Here is a 15,720-nt window from a genome sequence, read left to right on the forward strand (position 1 = left end):
CCGCACGGACGGGGACTTCCATGCCATCCACAGCCTTTGCCATGGCTGCTTTGAACACCCGCCTACCCTGGTGGCAGCGCGCCAGCCGTGCCCTGCAGGCCCTGGGCCAGCGGCGTTTGCCCGCCCGGTGGGTGCTGGGCCTGACAGGAGCCTTGGCGTTGCTTGCCCTTGGCATTGCCAGTACCCAGGGGGCTTACGCACTCAGCCCCCGAGAGTTGCTGCAGGTGCTGCTGAGCGCGCTGACCGGTGCGGAGCCTGCGGGCTCGGGCCATTTGGTGTTCATGCACATCCGTCTGCCGCGCCTGCTGCTGGGCGCCGCCGCAGGCGCCGGGCTGGCCCTGGCTGGGGCGTTGATGCAAGGGCTGTTCCGCAACCCCCTGGCCGACCCGGGCCTGGTGGGCGTGAGCAGTGGCGCGGCACTGGCGGCGGCCACGGCCATCGTGCTGGGTGGCCTGTGGTGGCCCAGCCTGCCGCGCTCGCTGGGCAGCTGGCCGCTGCTGGGTATGGCGTTTGCCGGTGGGCTGGTGGTCACGCTCGCTATCTACATGCTGGCCCAGTCGGCCAGTGGCACGCGGGTGGGGCTCATGCTGCTGGCGGGTGTGGCGGTGAATGCGCTGGCCATGGCGGGCCTGGGGTACCTGAGTTTTGTCTCGACCGATGAGCAACTGCGCAACCTGCAGATGTGGCTGATGGGCAGCCTGGGCGGCGCGCGCTGGGGCACGGCGTTGGTGGTGGCGTTGGCTGTGTGCGTGGCGGCGGCAGGCGCTGGCTGGTTGGCCCGCCCGCTCAATGCCCTGGCGCTGGGCGAGGCGCAGGCGCGCCTCTTGGGTGTGCCGGTGGAGCGCACCAAGCGCCTGGCCATCGGTGTGTCCGCCTTGGCGGTGGGCGCTGTCACCGCCGCCACGGGCGTGATCGGCTTCATCGGCCTGGTGGCACCGCACGGCGTGCGCTTGCTGGCGGGGCCAGACCACCGCGTGGTGTTGCCCGCATCGGCCCTGCTGGGGGCGGCGCTGGTGCTGTTGGCCGACACGGTGGCACGTACGGCGGTCAAGCCTGCGGAGTTGCCGCTGGGTGTGCTCACCGCGGTGCTGGGCGCGCCGCTGTTTCTGGTCATGCTGCGGCAATTCAAGGGGCGGGTGTGAGGCGGTACCCCGACGGGATTACAGAGGGAGAGGCAGAAGGAGAGGCGGCTGAGCGGCCACCGCTGGCCCGCGCCGGGCACGGGTTGCAATGCCTGGACGTGGGCGTGGCCCCGCCGGGGCAGCCCGTGTTGGTGCGGGCCAGCGGCACCTTTGCACCGGGGCGCGTGACGGCCATCCTGGGCCCCAACGGCGCGGGCAAATCCACCCTGCTGGGCTTGCTGGCGGGGCTGGCCGAGCCCGCACACGGGCAGGTGCTGCTGCAGGGCAGGGCGGTGACGGCGCACCCGCCCGAGCACATCGCCCGCTGGCGCGCCGTGATGCCGCAGGACACTGCCGTGGCGTTTGACTTCACGGTGCGCGAGGTGGTGGACATGGGCCGCTACCCGCACCGCCGCCAGCCCAGCGCCAACGAGGTGCAGGTGGTGGACGCCGCCATGCAGGCCACGGGCGTCGCGCATCTGGCCGGGCGCAGCGTCACGACCCTCTCAGGCGGGGAACGCGCCCGCACGCACCTGGCACGGGCCTTGGCGCAAATCTGGGAGCCGTTGCCAGACGCCCCGCACCGCTGGCTGCTGCTGGACGAACCCACCGCCGCCTTGGACCTGGCCCACCAGCACCAAACCTTGCGCCTGCTGCGCCACTGGGCCGAGCAGCACGGTGTGGGCGTGGTGGTGGTGCTGCACGACCTGAACCTGGCCCTGCGCTACGCGCACGACGCGGTGCTGCTGGCCGAGGGCTGCGGGCAGTTTGGCGCTGTGGATGCGGTCATCACACCTGAGGCCGTGGGCCGGGTGTGGGGTGTGGGTTGCACCTCGGTGCAGGCTGCCGACGGGGTGCGCCAGCTGCTTTTGTGGGGCTGAATCGACGGTGTGCGGCGGATGAGGTTTTTGGACGATTTGGCCGCTAGCGCAATATAGTCAAGCGCTAGGTGCTATATAAAAAATAGCAAATAGCCTCTTGGCGGGATCGCCCTCTGTTCTTTGTCTCGGTGGGCTGTGGGGCGCTGCGAAAGAGGGCCGGTGGGCCATCGCCAAGAGCTGGCACCTGGCACTGTCTCGGCGATTTTTGGCATCGGGGTGCAGCCCTCTCAGCGCGCCGACCGTCCCACTGCGTCCTGCACTGCCGGCAACACATCTTCGTAGTTGAAGCCATTTTGTGTTTTCTGTGCCGGTATGGCGACCTGCTTGTTGAGCCACTCGCGCAAGCTCTGCCCTTCGCCGGGCCGCACCAGCGGGTCATGGCTGTTGCCGGCGTAGCGAAACTCCGTGAGGTTTTCCGGGTGGTCCTTGAACTTTTCCTGAAACCCCACGGCGGGCCGCTGCTTGCTGCCTCCGGCCCAGGGGTCTTCGTCTTCGATGGAAGACCACATGGGCAGCCGCGTGTCCCACTTCCACAGGTGCTCGTACTGCCGGTTCACGCTTTGTTTGTGACAGATGCCACCCACGACCTGAGGATCGGCGCGATCCCAGTGGTAGGTGGTGCGGCAGCCTTCGCTGTGGCCGCTCAGCAAGATGGGCAGGTTCGAGTAGGCCTCGAACCAGCGGATGACCTCCGCAATGTCATCGCCCCGAGCATCAAGTCGAGCCGGGTTCACCGCCGTGTACACGCCTTCGCGTGCGCGCTCTCCACCGCGCTTGAGCATTTCCTCGGGCGTTCCTCCAGGGCATCCCAGTTTGTTGCCTTCTCGGGTCACAAATTCTGGCGTGATGACGGCAAAGCCCTCGCGGTAGTAGAACTGTGCCACGGTGGTTTCCCAGCCCCACATGCCGCCGCAGCCATGGTTGTGAATGACCAGCCCGCGCAGATTGGGGTGGCGCGGCAGCAGTGCCGTGAATTTGTCGCGGTACACCGCGCCAAACATCGGTAGATAGAAGACGCTGCGATCAAGCACCGTTCGGGTCTGGGCTTTGTCGTAGGCAGGCACTTGGCGGCTTTGCTGCGCATGAGCGTGCGGCATGAGAAGCGGCTGGGCAATCAGCAAGCCGATAGCGCCCCACAGCGCGTGTTTACAGGTCAGCATGGGTCCGGTTCTCCCCCGTGGTGGTGGTTTCTGCGTTCGTTGATGGATGGCCAGGCCGTCGAGGCCGTGATCCGACACTTCAGGCACCTGCCGTCTTGTGCCAGATCCTCGTGCTGCCATGCAGCCGGATGGAGCGCTGCCGTTTCAATACACCAGCCGCTCAGGCCGCACTTCCTGCAAGATGGTGGTGGCGATCTCTTCGATGGACTTGGTGGTGGTGGACAGCCAGCGGATGCCCGAGCGGCGCATCATGGATTCGGCCTCGGCTACTTCGGCGCGGCAGTTTTCCAGGCTGGCGTATTTGGAGTTGGGGCGGCGTTCGGCGCGGATCTCCGCCAGGCGGTCGGGGCTGATGGTCAGTCCGAAAATCTTGCTGCGAAACGGCACCAGGGCGGGGGGCAACTGGCGGCGCTCGAAGTCTTCGGGGATCAGCGGGTAGTTGGCCGCTTTGAGGCCGCACTGCATGGCCAGGTACAGGCTGGTGGGGGTCTTGCCGCTGCGGCTCACGCCCACCAGGATCACGTCAGCGCCCGCCAGGTCGCGGTTGCTCTGGCCGTCGTCGTGCGCCAGGCTGAAGTTGATGGCTTCGATGCGGTCGTTGTATTCCTTGCTGCGGCTCACGTCGCTGAAGCGTCCGATGCGGTGGTTGGACTTGATGCCCAGCTCTTCTTCCAGCGGGTTGACGAAGGTGCCAAACATGTCCAGCAGCATGCCCTTGCAGCCGTCCTGGATGACCTTGAGCACTTCCATGTTGACCAGGGTGGTGAAGACCACGGGCTTCTTGCCCTCGACTTCGCCGGTGTGGTTGATTTGCCGCACCGCCTGGTGGGCCTTGTCCACGGTGTCGATGAAGGGCAGGCGCACATGGCGGGGCTTCATCTCAAACTGGGCCAGGATGGCGTTGCCGAAGGTCTCGGCGGTGATGCCGGTGCCGTCAGACACGAAAAATACGGTGCGGGTGTGCATGGAGGCCCTTTTGTAAACACGATGGACGCCAAACAGGGTTGGGGCAGGCGTTGCGTCCCGATTTGTGTCCGCCCTATTGCGTCGTCAGCCCGTTGCCAGAAGCTCGGGCCTACAATTGTCACAATTATCCAAATTCTCACCATGCACACCGTCGGCCTACAACCACAACGACAAAGCTGCAGCCTGTGCATGGCCGCTTGCCTGACGCCCGCCGAGGCCAGGCATGCAGACCCGGTTTCAACTTCTGGAGCTTTCCCATGTCTGCACTTTTCAGCCCGACCGCCCTGGTCGTACCGTTTGAAAACCTGAGAATGACCGATGTCGAGTCGGTAGGCGGTAAAAACGCCTCCCTCGGCGAAATGATCTCGCAGCTGCCCCAGGGCGTGCGGGTGCCCACCGGCTTTGCCACCACGGCCCATGCCTTCCGCCAGTTCCTGGCCCACGATGGTCTGGCCGACAAGATCAGCGCCAAACTGGCGAAACTCGATACCGAAGACGTCCGCGCCCTGGCGCAGGTCGGCGCTGAAATCCGTGCCATGGTCGAGGCCCAGCCGTTCCCGGCCGATCTGCAAAAGGCCATTGCCGACGAATTCGCCAAGCTCAGCGCGGGCAACCCCAGTGCATCGTTCGCAGTGCGCTCATCCGCCACGGCGGAAGACCTGCCCGATGCCTCGTTCGCGGGCCAGCAAGAAACCTTCCTCAACGTGGTGGGGATTGATGACGTGCTGCACAAGATGAAGGAAGTGTTCGCGTCGCTGTACAACGACCGCGCCATCTCCTACCGCGTGCATAAGGGTTTTGAGCACGATGTGGTGGCCCTGTCGGCGGGCGTGCAGCGCATGGTGCGCTCGGACCTGGGCGCAGCGGGCGTGATGTTCACCATCGACACCGAATCTGGCTTTGAAGACGTGGTGTTCATCACCAGCAGCTACGGCCTGGGCGAAACCGTGGTGCAGGGCGCCGTGAACCCTGACGAGTTCTATGTGCACAAGCCCATGCTCAAGGCGGGCAAGAAGGCCGTGATCCGCCGTAACCTGGGCAGCAAGCTGATCCAGATGGTGTTCTCCACACCCGAAGAAAAGGCTGCCACCGGCAAGCTGGTCAAAACCACGGATGTGCCCACCGAGCAACGCAACCGCTATTCGCTGACCGATGCCGATGTGGAGTTGCTGGCCCAGTACGCGCTGGTGATCGAGCAGCACTATGGCCGCCCCATGGACATTGAGTGGGGCAAGGACGGCACCGACGGCCAGCTCTACATCCTGCAGGCCCGTCCTGAGACCGTGAAAAGCCAGTCCAAAGGCCAGGCCGAGCTGCGCTACAAACTCAAGGGCCAGGGCGCCGTGCTGGCAGAAGGCCGCGCCATTGGCCAGAAGATCGGCACCGGCCCCGTGCGCCTGGTGCACCACATCTCCGAGATGGACAAGGTCCAGCCCGGTGACGTGTTGGTGACCGACATGACCGACCCCAACTGGGAGCCCGTGATGAAGCGCGCCAGCGCCATCGTCACCAACCGGGGCGGCCGCACCTGCCACGCCGCCATCATTGCGCGTGAGCTGGGCATCCCCGCTGTGGTGGGCTGTGGCGATGCGACCGAGCGCCTGAAGGACGGCACCCTGGTCACCGTGAGCTGCGCCGAGGGCGACACTGGCCACATTTACGACGGCCTGCTCGAAACCGAAGTGACCGAAGTGCAGCGCGGCGCCATGCCCCCCATCAAGACCAAGATCATGATGAATGTGGGCAACCCCCAGCTGGCGTTTGACTTTGCCCAGCTGCCGAATGAAGGGGTTGGTTTGGCGCGCCTGGAGTTCATCATCAACAACAACATTGGTGTGCACCCCAAGGCCATCCTGGACTACCCCCAGATCGATGCCGACCTGAAGAAGGCCGTGGAGTCTGTGGCCCGTGGCCATGCATCGCCCCGCGCGTTCTACGTGGACAAGGTTGCTGAAGGCGTGGCCACCATTGCGGCCGCCTTCTGGCCCAAGCCCGTCATCGTGCGCCTGTCGGACTTCAAGTCCAACGAGTACCGCAAGTTGATTGGCGGCAGCCGCTACGAGCCGGAGGAAGAGAACCCGATGCTGGGCTTCCGCGGTGCAGCGCGCTACATCAGTGCCGACTTTGGTGAAGCCTTTGCCATGGAGTGCGAGGCGCTCAAGCGCGTGCGCAATGACATGGGCCTGACGAATGTGCAGGTGATGGTGCCTTTTGTGCGCACGCTGGGCCAGGCCGAGCGCGTGACCAAGCTGCTGGCCGCCCACGGCCTGGAGCGCGGCAAGGACGACCTCAAGGTCATCATGATGTGCGAGGTGCCCAGCAACGCCATCCTGGCCGAGCGCTTCCTGGAGTTCTTCGACGGTTTCTCCATCGGCTCCAACGACCTGACCCAGCTGACCCTGGGCCTGGACCGCGACTCGGGCCTGGAATTACTGGCGCACGACTTTGACGAGCGCGACCCTGCGGTGCAGGCGCTGATCCACCAGGCCATCAAGGCCTGCCTGGCGCAGGGCAAGTACATCGGCATCTGCGGCCAGGGCCCCAGTGATCACCCCGACTTTGCGCAATGGCTGTCCAGCGAAGGCATCTCGTCCATCTCGCTGAACCCTGACAGCGTGGTTGCCACCTGGCAGCAACTGGCGGGCTGATCGCCCTGGCCAGAGGCGGGGCACTTGGGGCATGCACGGCTGAAGAGACGCTGACCGATGCGAGCCCCTGCGCCCCGATCCACAGTCCCCCCGCAGCCCGAACCTGAGCTCGCGGGGCCGTTTCCGCCCGACCTGCACGACGTGCGCCACCTGTGGCTCAAGGCCGGGTTGCTGGGCGTGTGGGTGCTGGTGTCTTTTGTGGCCACCTACTTTGCACGCGATCTGCAGCACATCACCCTGGGTGACTGGCCCCTGGGCTACTGGATTGCCGCCCAGGGCGCCGTGCTGGTGTTCATCGGCATCGTGGTGGTGTATGCCTGGGCCATGAGCCGGTTTGAACGCCAGGATGCGGCGGCACGCGCCGCAGCGGCTGCCCACGCACCAGGTGGTCAGCGGCCCGGCCCATCGGCGGAGCGTTACCGTGCCTGAGCGCCGCCCCACGGGGTGGTGGCTGCCTTCCTTTTTGCGCCCCCACCGGTTTTTTCTGCTCTATGTGCTGGGGGTGCTGGGCTTTTTGGCCCTCATGACCTGGGCTGAGAGCCAGGGCCTGTCGCGCCACTGGATCGGGCCGATCTTTCTCTTTCTCACCGTGATGGTGTACGCCGGCATCGGCGTGTACGGGCGCACGTCTGACTCGGAGGAGTACTACGTGGCCGGGCGGCGCATACCGCCCATGTACAACGGCATGGCCGCTGCCGCCGACTGGATGAGCGCGGCCTCGTTCATCAGCCTGTCCGGGGCGCTGTACCTGCAGGGGTTTTCGGGTACCTCGGGGCAGGCCGGTGGGCTGGCCTATTTGCTGGGCTGGACGGGCGGCTTTTGCCTGGTGGCGATGCTGATTGCGCCGCACCTGCGGGCCATGGGCCTGTACACCGTGCCCGATTTTTTCCATGTGCGCTTTGGCGGGCGCTGGCCGCGCATCATCGCGGCGCTGGCGGCGGTGCTGTGCTCGTTCACCTACGTGGTGGCACAGATTTACGGGGTGGGGCTCATCGCCTCGCGCCTTACAGGGGTGCAGTTCGAGATCGGCATCATGCTCGGCCTGGGGGGCGTGTTGCTGTGCTCGTTTCTGGGCGGCATGCGCGCCATCACCTGGACGCAGGTGGCGCAGTACGTGGTGCTGCTGCTGGCGTTTTTGATTCCTGTGTCCTGGCTGGCCTACAAGCAACTGGGCAACCCCCTGGCGCCCGCCGTGTATGGCGCGCAGATTGGCAAGATTGCGGACCTGGAAGCGCAGCTGCTGGATTCGCCGTCAGAGCACCAGGTGGTGCAAGCCTACCTGCGCCGCGCCAAAGACCTGGAAGCGCGGTTGCAGGATGTGGAGGGCGCCCTGGAGCGCGAGCGCGAGTTGGGGCGTGAGCGCATCCACCAGTTGCGTGCCCAAAACGCCGATGTGGGCCTGATCGTCTCGGCCAGCCGCGAGCTGGCTGCCTTGCCCCGCGACGTAGCGGGTGCCCGCGAGCGCTGGACCCGCGAAATGCACGAGAACTACGAGCGCGCCAAGCCCCTGGGCGGGTTGCCGCTGCACAGCCAGGCCTATGCGGGCGACCCCAACGGCACACCCGAAGAGCAGCGCGAATACGACCTGGCGCGCCGCAACTTTCTGGCGCTGATGTTCTGCCTGATGGTGGGCACGGCGGGCCTGCCGCATCTGCTCACCCGCTACTACACCTCGCCTACGGTGGCGGGGGCGCGGGCGTCGGTGGCGTGGTCGCTGTTTTTCATTGCCCTGCTGTATTTGAGCGCGCCCGCCTTGGCGGTGCTGGTCAAGTTCGAGGTCATGCAAAACCTGGTGGGCAGCAGCTTTGAGGCCCTGCCCAACTGGATGGCCCAGTGGGCGCGGGTGGACAGCTCGCTGCTGTCGATTGAGGACGTCAACGGCGACGGCATCGTGCAGTTTGGCGAAATCCGCCTGGGGGCCGACCTCATCATGCTGGCCACGCCAGAGCTGGGGGGCTTGCCCTATGTGGTGTCGGGCCTGGTGGCGGCGGGGGGGCTGGCGGCGGCGCTGTCCACGGCCGATGGGCTGCTGCTCACCATCAGCAATGCGTTGGTGCGCGACCTGTACTTCAGGGGTACCAAGCGCGATGCATCGCCAGAGCAGCGGGTGATTCTCACCAAGTTCACGCTGCTGTCGGTGGCGCTGTCGGCTGCCTTTGTGGCAGCGCTCAAACCGTCCGAGATCCTGACCATGGTTTCGGCATCGTTTTCGCTGGCAGCGTCGGCCTTTGTGCCGGTGATGGTGCTGGGCATTTTTTGGCGCGGCACTACCCGCAAGGGGGCGGTGGCGGGCATGTTGGCGGGCTTGGGTGTGGCGGTGTATTACCTGCTCTCGCATGTGCCTGCTGTGCGCGGTGCGCTGCCTGGATGGCTGCTGGCCAATGGCCTGTGGTTTGGTATCCAGCCCATCTCGGCCGGGGTGTTTGGTGTGCCGGCGGGGTTTGTTGCGGCAGCGGTGGTCAGCCGCATCACGCGCCCGGCGCCCGTGCCCACCGGGGTGCGGCTCGAAATCTGAGAATCTGTCTCAGCCCCTGCGGTGGCGATTCGGCTTCTGTTCCGGCGCTGCACGGCGTTCGACAAAGGTGAACCAATTCTTATGGATAAACCCCATACCCAATTGTCACCAAATGTGCCACGCTGTGCCCCAGGTTGCGCCCAGCGGTGCAGCCTGATTTAAACCCAGGAGGCACATGGTTCTCGTCAAAACGCAGGCAGGTCAGGATGCAATGAAGGATCGGCACGGTGGACTGACGTCCAGGCAACGCTCGGCATTCATCCTGTTTGATGGCAAGCGGACTTTGGGCGAGGTGTTGGCCGCCACGGCCGCCATGGGCATTACGCAGGACGATGTGCAGGCCATGATCGAGCAAGGCCTGCTGGCCCCCGTGGGCGGTGCTGCGCTGCCCGCAGCAGCGGTTGCAGCACCTGCTGCCGCGCCATCGGCAACCCCTGCGGAGGGCGGGGCGGGCGAGACTGCCAGGCCGTCACAGCAACGCTACAAAGATGCCTACCCCGTGGCCACGGCCATGACGGCCGCCCTGGGCCTGCGCGGTTTTCGACTGAACCTGGCGGTGGAGGCGGCTTCGAGCTTTGAAGACCTGGCTGCACTGGCCCCCAAGATCAAGGAAGCGGTGGGAGAGGCCAAGTACGAACCCCTGCGCAAGGCGCTGTTTGGGTGATGGAGGGGCGCCCCAACCCAGCGGATTCACCATGAAAAAAGCCAACCGATCCGGTTGGCTTTTTTGTTGGGGGGCGTGAGCCGCGGGGCTGCCAGCGCTCAGCGCACCTTCAGCAGTTCCACATCAAACTTCAGGGTGGCGTTCGGGGGGATCACGCCGCCCGCGCCGCGTGCACCGTAGCCCAGGGCTGCGGGGATGATCAGCGTGCGTTGGCCGCCGATCTTCATGCCTTGCACGCCTTCGTCCCAGCCCTTGATGACCATGCCAGCGCCCAGCGAGAACTCGAAGGGGTCATTGCGGTCGCGGCTGGAGTCGAACTTGGCGCCTTGCTCGCCATCCTTGTACAGCCAGCCGGTGTAGTGCACCGAAACGCTGGCGCCCTTGGTGGCTTCGGCGCCTTCGCCCACAGTGGTGTCTTCGTATTGCAGGCCAGAGGCGGTGGTGGTGAGGGCCATGGAATGTCCTTTTGCTATTGAAAATATAGCTTGTAGCGCTTGTCTATCAAGCCTTAGGGGGTGTTTTTGCTTGATGTTTGCGCCGCCTGGGCGCTGCCATCAGCGGGCCGGGTTCAGGCCTGCTTCTTGGCGCGGCCTGCCACCCAGCGTGTGGCGAAGGCTTGCACATCGTTCAGGCGCTTGAGCAGGTCGGCGCCCGAGGCGGTCACGGTGTAGCCGTCGTTGCCGTGGTCCAGCAGGCCAGCTTCGCGCAGCTCTTTGATGCGGGTGTTCAGGGTGTTGGGGGTGATGCCGCCCACGCTGTCTTGCAGCAGGCGGAAGGTTTGGGGGTGCCCGTCCCGCAGGGCCCACAGCACGCGCAGCGCGTAACGGCATTCGAGCCGTTCAAACAGCTGGTGGATGGCGGCGTTTTCTTTGGAGCTCATGGATGCTTCTCCTTGCGCGAGTGTTGGGTCGGTTATTTGGGAGCAGGGTGCTTGCGCACCTGCCAATGCGCTGCGACTATAGCGCGGAACCTATTTTGCTACAAGTTTGGTAGCTCAAAAGGCAATCTGCATATGCGATAGACCCTTGATTTTGGGCCTTGTTTTTATGCCTGCCCAGCGGGGTTTTGTCAGGGGTTTTCGCCCGTGCAGCCACCGATTTTTGGCACAGGCAACCCTGGCCGTGGGTGGGCTGACCAGTGTGGCACGCAGGCTACGCGGGCAGGGCCTGCGCAGCCGGGAGTTGGACGGCCAGGTGCTGCAGCAGCAGCTGCGCTGCAGGGGGCAGCGCCGCCTCATCGCGAAAGCAAATGGCAAAGCGGCGCTGGGCCCACGGGTCACTCAGCGGCACGATGCGCACCGGCGCTGTGCTGGCAAAGGGCGCAGCCACCTCGCGGGGCACCACGCTGATGGCCAGGTTGGCCCGCACCACGCGCAGGGCCGCGTCAAAGTTGGACACCAGCACCCGGTGGGCCAGCGTCTTGCCCTCCACCGCCGCAGCGCGGGCCAGCAGCACCTGCACCGCGCTCAGCGCGGGCATGCTCACAAACTCGTAACCCAGCACATCGGCAAAGCGCACCGTGGGCAGTTGTGCCACAGGGTGCGATGCGTGGGCCACGATGGCCAGGTGGTCGCTGCGGTAGCTGCGCGTTTGCAGGCCGCTCAGGTCGGCCGCGTCCCAGCAGATGCCGATGGACGCGCTGCCCTCGCGGATGCCCTGCACCACGTCCGGGCTCACCCGCTCTTCCATGCTGATCTGGATGTCGCGGTGGGCAGGGTCTTGCAAAAACGCCGCCACATCATCGGCCAACGATTCCGCCATGACTGAGGCCGTGACCAGCATGCGCACATGGCCCCGGGTGCCGGTGGCATACGCGGCCATGTCGCGCTCGATCTGCCCCACGCTGGCCAGCATGGTGCGGGCGTGCTCCAGCAGCGTCTCGCCCGCCGGGGTAGGCACCACGCCCCGGCGCTTGCGTAGCAGCAGGGGCGTGCCCACCACGTCTTCCAACTGCGCCAGCCGCTTGCTGATGGCCGAACCCACGATGGATTCCTGCTCGGCCACCCGCGCAATGCTGCGCTGGTCGCACACGGCGGCAAACAGGCGCAGGGTCTGCAAATCAAGGTCGCGCATGGCAAGTCTCCAGGGAGTGTGATGTTCTGTTTGGGAATGTTATGGATTCCGAGATGTATTTTCTGATTCTTTTTGGAATTTTTAGAATCGTCCCCAAACCCACCCCAAAGAGACATCCCGTGAGCACTTCCCCGATCCCGTCAGACCTGCAGCCCCCCGTGGCCCGCGCCATCGTTCGCGAAGTGGGGCTGCGTGACGGCCTGCAAAGCATTGCCCGTGTGCTGCCCACGGCCCAGAAGATCGAGTGGGTGAACGCCGCCTACGCCGCCGGGCAGCGCGAGATCGAGGTGGGCTCTTTCGTCCCCGCCCGCCTGTTGCCCCAGCTGGCCGACACCGCCGAGGTGCTGGCCTACGCGCAAACGCTGCCGGGCCTGCGCGCCTCGGTGCTGGTGCCCAACCTGAAAGGGGCCGAGCGTGCGCTGGAATGTGGCGCGCACCTGATGGTCGTGCCCCTGTCGGCCAGCCACGCCCACAGCCTGGCCAACCTGCGCAAGACGCCCGACGAGGTGGTGGCCGAGGTGGCCCGCATCCGCGCTGCCCGCGATGCGGCAGGCAGCGCCACGCTGATCGAAGGCGGCGTAGGCACCGCCTTTGGCTGCACGCTGCAGGGCGAGGTGGTCGAGAGCGAAGTGCTGCGCTTGATGCAAGCCCTGCTCGACGCGGGGGCCGACCGCGTGAGCCTTGCCGATACGGTAGGTTTTGCCGACCCGGCTAGCGTGCAGCGCCTGTTTGCCAAGGCCCGCGCCCTGGTGGGCGAGCGGCTGGCCTGCGCGCACTTTCATGACACGCGCGGCATGGGCCTGGCCAATGCCTACGCGGCTTGGCAAACCGGCATCACCCGCTTTGACGCTTGCCTGGCGGGCATTGGCGGCTGCCCCCACGCGCCGGGCGCCAGCGGCAATGTCACCACCGAAGACCTGGAATACATGCTGCAGCGCATGGGCGTCGCCACCGGCGTCGACGTGCCTGCGCTGCTGGCGCTGCGCCAGCGGCTGGCTGGCTGGCTGGCGGGCGAGGTGTTGCACGGTGCGCTGTGGCAAGCAGGCCTTCCCCGCCACACACCGCTCCACCTGGCCGCTGCAGCGGTTTGATTTCTGTATCGTTCGCCCATGACAAGCACCACCTCTACTTCTTCTTCCCCGTCCGAATCGCCCAAATCGTCCGCAGGCCCCTTGCCCCTGGCGGGCCTGCGGGTCGTTGAGTTCACCCACATGGTCATGGGCCCCACCTGCGGCATGGTGCTGGGCGATCTGGGGGCCGAGGTCATCAAGGTCGAGCCCGTGGAGGGCGACCGCACTCGCCACCTGTTGGGCGCCGGGGCGGGCTTCTTTCCCATGTTCAACCGCAACAAGAAAAGCATCGCGCTGGACCTGCGCAACCCCGAAGGGCTGGAAGTGGCCCGCAAGCTGGCCGCGTCGGCCGACGTGGTGGCGCAAAACTTCAAGCCCGGCGTGATGACCAAGTACGGGCTGGATTACGCAGCGCTGTCGCAGCTCAACCCCCGGCTCATCTACGTGAACCACACCGGCTTTCTGGCCGGGCCGTACGAGCACCGCACTGCGCTCGACGAGGTGGTGCAGATGATGGGCGGCCTGGCCTACATGACCGGGCGCCCCGGCGACCCGCTGCGCGCAGGCAGCAGCGTCAACGACATCATGGGCGGCATGTTTGGCGCGATTGGCGCCATGGCGGCGCTAATGCAGCGCGGCATCACCGGGCGCGGGCAAGAGGTGGACTCGGCCTTGTTCGAGAACAACGTGTTCCTCGTCGGCCAGCACATGATGCAGTACGCCGTGACCGGCAAGCCCGCCGCCCCCATGCCCGACCGCATCTCCTCGTGGGCGCTGTACGACGTGTTCACGGTCAAAGAGGGCGAGCAGATCTTTCTGGCCGCCGTGAGCGATGCGCAGTGGCTCACCTTCTGCGACGCCATGGGCTATGCCGACCTGAAGGCCGACCCGCAACTCGTTACCAACAACGACCGCGTGCGCGCCCGCCCCACGCTGATGCCCGACCTGCGCCAGCGCCTGGCCGCCCACAGCGCGGCGGAATTGGCCGCCATTTTTGAAAAGCACGGCCTGCCGTTTGCCCCCATTTCGCGGCCCGAGCAGTTGCTGGACGACCCGCACCTCAACGCTACTGGCGGCCTGGCCGACATCACCTTGCCCGACGGCGAGCGCGCCGGGCAAACCGCCCGCACCACGCTGCTCCCGTTGGCCATGGACGGCCAGCGCCTGGGCGTGCGCCTGCAGCCCCCGGTGCTGGGCCAGCACACGGCGGCTTTGATGCAAGAGCTGGGCTACACGCCCGAGCAGGTGCAGGCGCTGCAGCAGGCGGGCGCCGTGGCCTGAACTGACTGGGCAGGCCTTGAACACCCCCGCCTGAGACCAGCACAGCAACAGACTGCGCGGCCCACGGCGGATTGACCACCATAACGGAACACACCATGACGAATCAGCCCCCGAAAGCCGTGGCCCCAGGCCTGTGCAGCCCCTTTGCTCCCTCTGCCACCCCGGCATCTCTGGTATCCCCCACCCGGCGCCAAGCCTTGTGGCTGGGGGCCGCCGCCCTGGGCGCTGCCGCCATCACCCGCCCGGGCCTGGTGCGGGCGCAAAGCCTGGGCGACCGGCCATTGCGCATCATCTTGCCGCTGTCTGCAGGCTCGGGGGCCGATGGCGCCATCCGCGCCATCAGCAACAGCCTGGCCAAGGCGTTGGGCCAGCCGGTGGTGATTGAAAACCTGCCCGGCGCGGGCGGCATCACCGGCACCACGCAGATCGTGCGGGCGCCCAAGGACGGCTCGGTGATCGGCGTGGTGTCGAACAACCATGTGGTCAATCCCAGCGTGTACAAGAACATTCCGTTCGACTCGCTGGCCGACATTGCGCCCATCACCATCCTGGGCGCCACGCCGTTTGTGCTGGTGGCCCACCCGTCGGTGCCCGCCAAAAATGTGCAGGAGCTGATCGCCTACGCCAAGTCCAAGCCCGGGGTGCTCAACTACGGCTCGTCGGGCAACGGCACCATCCTGCACCTGGGGGCTGCCATGTTTGTGGACCAGGCCAAGGTCGCCATCCAGCACATTCCCTACAAGGGCATGGGCCCGCTGATGAACGACGTGCTGGGCGGCCAGGTGCAGCTGGCGGTGGTGGCTGTGGCGCCAGCGGCCGCGCACATCAAGTCGGGATCGCTGCGCGCCCTGGGCGTGACCACGGCCACGCGCGTGGCCTCGCTGCCCGGCGTGCCCACCATTGCAGAGCAAGGTTTGCCCGCGTACGAGCTGGACGGCTGGATCGCCCCTGTGGCGCCCACCGGTCTGCCCAAGGCGGAGCTGGCCCGCCTGTTCAACGGCTTCAAGGCCGCCATGGACATGCCCGAGGCGCGCGATGCCCTCATCGCCCAGGGCTACGACATCAAGCTCACCCCGCCTGATGCCGCTGCCGCCTTCTTCCGCACCGAGGCGGCGCGCATGGCGCAGGTGGTGAAAGCCGCCAACGTGAAGGTGGATTGAGGCGGGGTTAACAGTGTTTTTGCCCTCTAGCGCCTGCTAATAAAGCGCGAGCAGCTATGAATATGTGAGCGAGTGTCGCAGTACTTTTGCGTGGCGCTTTGAACAGGTTCCTGATGGGCGACCTGCCTCAGACGCCTTCTCGTCCCCACCCGTTCGGGCTGAGCCTGTCGAAGCCTTGCACG

Annotated in this window: 14 protein-coding genes; 9 read left to right on the top strand and 5 right to left on the bottom strand. The window is 66.0% G+C overall.

Annotated elements, in window-relative coordinates; all coding sequences use genetic code 11:
* The first annotated feature begins 20 nt into the window (after nucleotides 1-20).
* Complete coding sequence (locus tag EAG14_RS05505; RefSeq protein WP_240456948.1) at nucleotides 21-1,142, top strand: iron ABC transporter permease; 1,122 nt, start codon at nucleotides 21-23, stop codon at nucleotides 1,140-1,142.
* 62 nt (nucleotides 1,143-1,204) lie between these two features.
* A complete protein-coding gene (locus EAG14_RS05510; RefSeq protein WP_121730315.1) occupies nucleotides 1,205-2,002 on the top strand; it encodes a heme ABC transporter ATP-binding protein in 798 nt (265 codons plus the stop codon).
* A gap of 227 nt (nucleotides 2,003-2,229) precedes the next feature.
* Here the strand turns inward: EAG14_RS05510 and EAG14_RS05515 are convergent, their stop codons facing one another.
* Nucleotides 2,230-3,162, bottom strand: a complete 933-nt coding sequence (locus tag EAG14_RS05515; RefSeq protein WP_121728301.1) for a hypothetical protein — start codon at nucleotides 3,160-3,162, stop codon at nucleotides 2,230-2,232.
* Between the two features lie 144 nt (nucleotides 3,163-3,306).
* The gene (locus EAG14_RS05520) at nucleotides 3,307-4,128 is read right to left on the bottom strand and encodes a pyruvate, water dikinase regulatory protein (RefSeq protein WP_099656288.1); all 822 of its coding nucleotides are present in this window, start codon (nucleotides 4,126-4,128) and stop codon (nucleotides 3,307-3,309) included.
* A gap of 257 nt (nucleotides 4,129-4,385) precedes the next feature.
* Here EAG14_RS05520 and ppsA point away from each other — a divergent pair, with 257 nt between their 5' ends.
* The 4 genes from ppsA to EAG14_RS05540 all read left to right on the top strand — a co-directional run bounded on the left by ppsA (nucleotide 4,386) and on the right by EAG14_RS05540 (nucleotide 9,955).
* A complete protein-coding gene (gene ppsA / locus EAG14_RS05525) occupies nucleotides 4,386-6,776 on the top strand; it encodes a phosphoenolpyruvate synthase (protein ID WP_099656287.1) in 2,391 nt (796 codons plus the stop codon).
* Between the two features lie 57 nt (nucleotides 6,777-6,833).
* Entirely contained in the window at nucleotides 6,834-7,205 is a 372-nt protein-coding gene (locus tag EAG14_RS05530; protein ID WP_121728302.1) for a DUF4212 domain-containing protein, read from the top strand.
* A 22-nt stretch (nucleotides 7,206-7,227) separates the two neighbouring features.
* Entirely contained in the window at nucleotides 7,228-9,291 is a 2,064-nt protein-coding gene (locus EAG14_RS05535; RefSeq protein WP_121730316.1) for a VC_2705 family sodium/solute symporter, read from the top strand.
* Nucleotides 9,292-9,466: 175 nt separating this feature from the next.
* Nucleotides 9,467-9,955 carry a hypothetical protein gene (locus tag EAG14_RS05540; protein ID WP_121728303.1) on the top strand — a complete coding sequence of 163 codons (489 nt, stop codon included), beginning with the start codon at nucleotides 9,467-9,469 and terminating at the stop codon, nucleotides 9,953-9,955.
* A gap of 98 nt (nucleotides 9,956-10,053) precedes the next feature.
* Here EAG14_RS05540 and EAG14_RS05545 read toward each other — a convergent pair whose 3' ends face one another.
* The 3 genes from EAG14_RS05545 to EAG14_RS05555 form a co-directional block, all read right to left on the bottom strand.
* On the bottom strand, nucleotides 10,054-10,410 hold the full coding sequence (locus EAG14_RS05545) for an FKBP-type peptidyl-prolyl cis-trans isomerase (RefSeq protein WP_099741760.1): 357 nt from the start codon (nucleotides 10,408-10,410) through the stop codon (nucleotides 10,054-10,056).
* 113 nt (nucleotides 10,411-10,523) lie between these two features.
* Nucleotides 10,524-10,835, bottom strand: coding sequence for a helix-turn-helix domain-containing protein (locus tag EAG14_RS05550; protein ID WP_099656283.1), 312 nt, complete (start codon nucleotides 10,833-10,835; stop codon nucleotides 10,524-10,526).
* 271 nt (nucleotides 10,836-11,106) lie between these two features.
* Nucleotides 11,107-12,027 (bottom strand): LysR family transcriptional regulator, encoded by a 921-nt coding sequence (locus EAG14_RS05555; protein ID WP_121728304.1) that lies wholly within the window; start codon nucleotides 12,025-12,027, stop codon nucleotides 11,107-11,109.
* 119 nt (nucleotides 12,028-12,146) lie between these two features.
* On the opposite strand from EAG14_RS05555, the gene EAG14_RS05560 reads away from it, so the two are divergent.
* The 3 genes from EAG14_RS05560 (at nucleotide 12,147) to EAG14_RS05570 (ending at nucleotide 15,538) form a co-directional block, all read left to right on the top strand.
* A complete protein-coding gene (locus EAG14_RS05560; RefSeq protein ID WP_240456949.1) occupies nucleotides 12,147-13,118 on the top strand; it encodes a hydroxymethylglutaryl-CoA lyase in 972 nt (323 codons plus the stop codon).
* A gap of 18 nt (nucleotides 13,119-13,136) precedes the next feature.
* The gene (locus EAG14_RS05565; RefSeq protein ID WP_121728305.1) at nucleotides 13,137-14,378 is read left to right on the top strand and encodes a CaiB/BaiF CoA-transferase family protein; all 1,242 of its coding nucleotides are present in this window, start codon (nucleotides 13,137-13,139) and stop codon (nucleotides 14,376-14,378) included.
* Between the two features lie 95 nt (nucleotides 14,379-14,473).
* Nucleotides 14,474-15,538, top strand: coding sequence for a tripartite tricarboxylate transporter substrate binding protein (locus EAG14_RS05570; protein ID WP_121728306.1), 1,065 nt, complete (start codon nucleotides 14,474-14,476; stop codon nucleotides 15,536-15,538).
* The last annotated feature ends 182 nt before the right edge of the window (nucleotides 15,539-15,720 follow it).

Origin of the sequence: Acidovorax sp. 1608163, assembly GCF_003669015.1 — a bacterium.
Lineage (GTDB): Bacteria > Pseudomonadota > Gammaproteobacteria > Burkholderiales > Burkholderiaceae_C > Acidovorax.

Bases quoted from the DNA above. Each gene is read 5' to 3' on its own strand.
- EAG14_RS05505 (WP_240456948.1), top strand. From the start codon at position 21: ATGCCATCCACAGCCTTTGCCATGGCTGCTTTGAACACCCGCCTACCC.
- EAG14_RS05515 (WP_121728301.1), bottom strand. From the start codon at position 3,162: ATGCTGACCTGTAAACACGCGCTGTGGGGCGCTATCGGCTTGCTGATT.
- EAG14_RS05520 (WP_099656288.1), bottom strand. From the start codon at position 4,128: ATGCACACCCGCACCGTATTTTTCGTGTCTGACGGCACCGGCATCACC.
- ppsA (WP_099656287.1), top strand. From the start codon at position 4,386: ATGTCTGCACTTTTCAGCCCGACCGCCCTGGTCGTACCGTTTGAAAAC.
- EAG14_RS05530 (WP_121728302.1), top strand. From the start codon at position 6,834: ATGCGAGCCCCTGCGCCCCGATCCACAGTCCCCCCGCAGCCCGAACCT.
- EAG14_RS05540 (WP_121728303.1), top strand. From the start codon at position 9,467: ATGGTTCTCGTCAAAACGCAGGCAGGTCAGGATGCAATGAAGGATCGG.
- EAG14_RS05545 (WP_099741760.1), bottom strand. From the start codon at position 10,410: ATGGCCCTCACCACCACCGCCTCTGGCCTGCAATACGAAGACACCACT.
- EAG14_RS05550 (WP_099656283.1), bottom strand. From the start codon at position 10,835: ATGAGCTCCAAAGAAAACGCCGCCATCCACCAGCTGTTTGAACGGCTC.
- EAG14_RS05555 (WP_121728304.1), bottom strand. From the start codon at position 12,027: ATGCGCGACCTTGATTTGCAGACCCTGCGCCTGTTTGCCGCCGTGTGC.
- EAG14_RS05565 (WP_121728305.1), top strand. From the start codon at position 13,137: ATGACAAGCACCACCTCTACTTCTTCTTCCCCGTCCGAATCGCCCAAA.
- EAG14_RS05570 (WP_121728306.1), top strand. From the start codon at position 14,474: ATGACGAATCAGCCCCCGAAAGCCGTGGCCCCAGGCCTGTGCAGCCCC.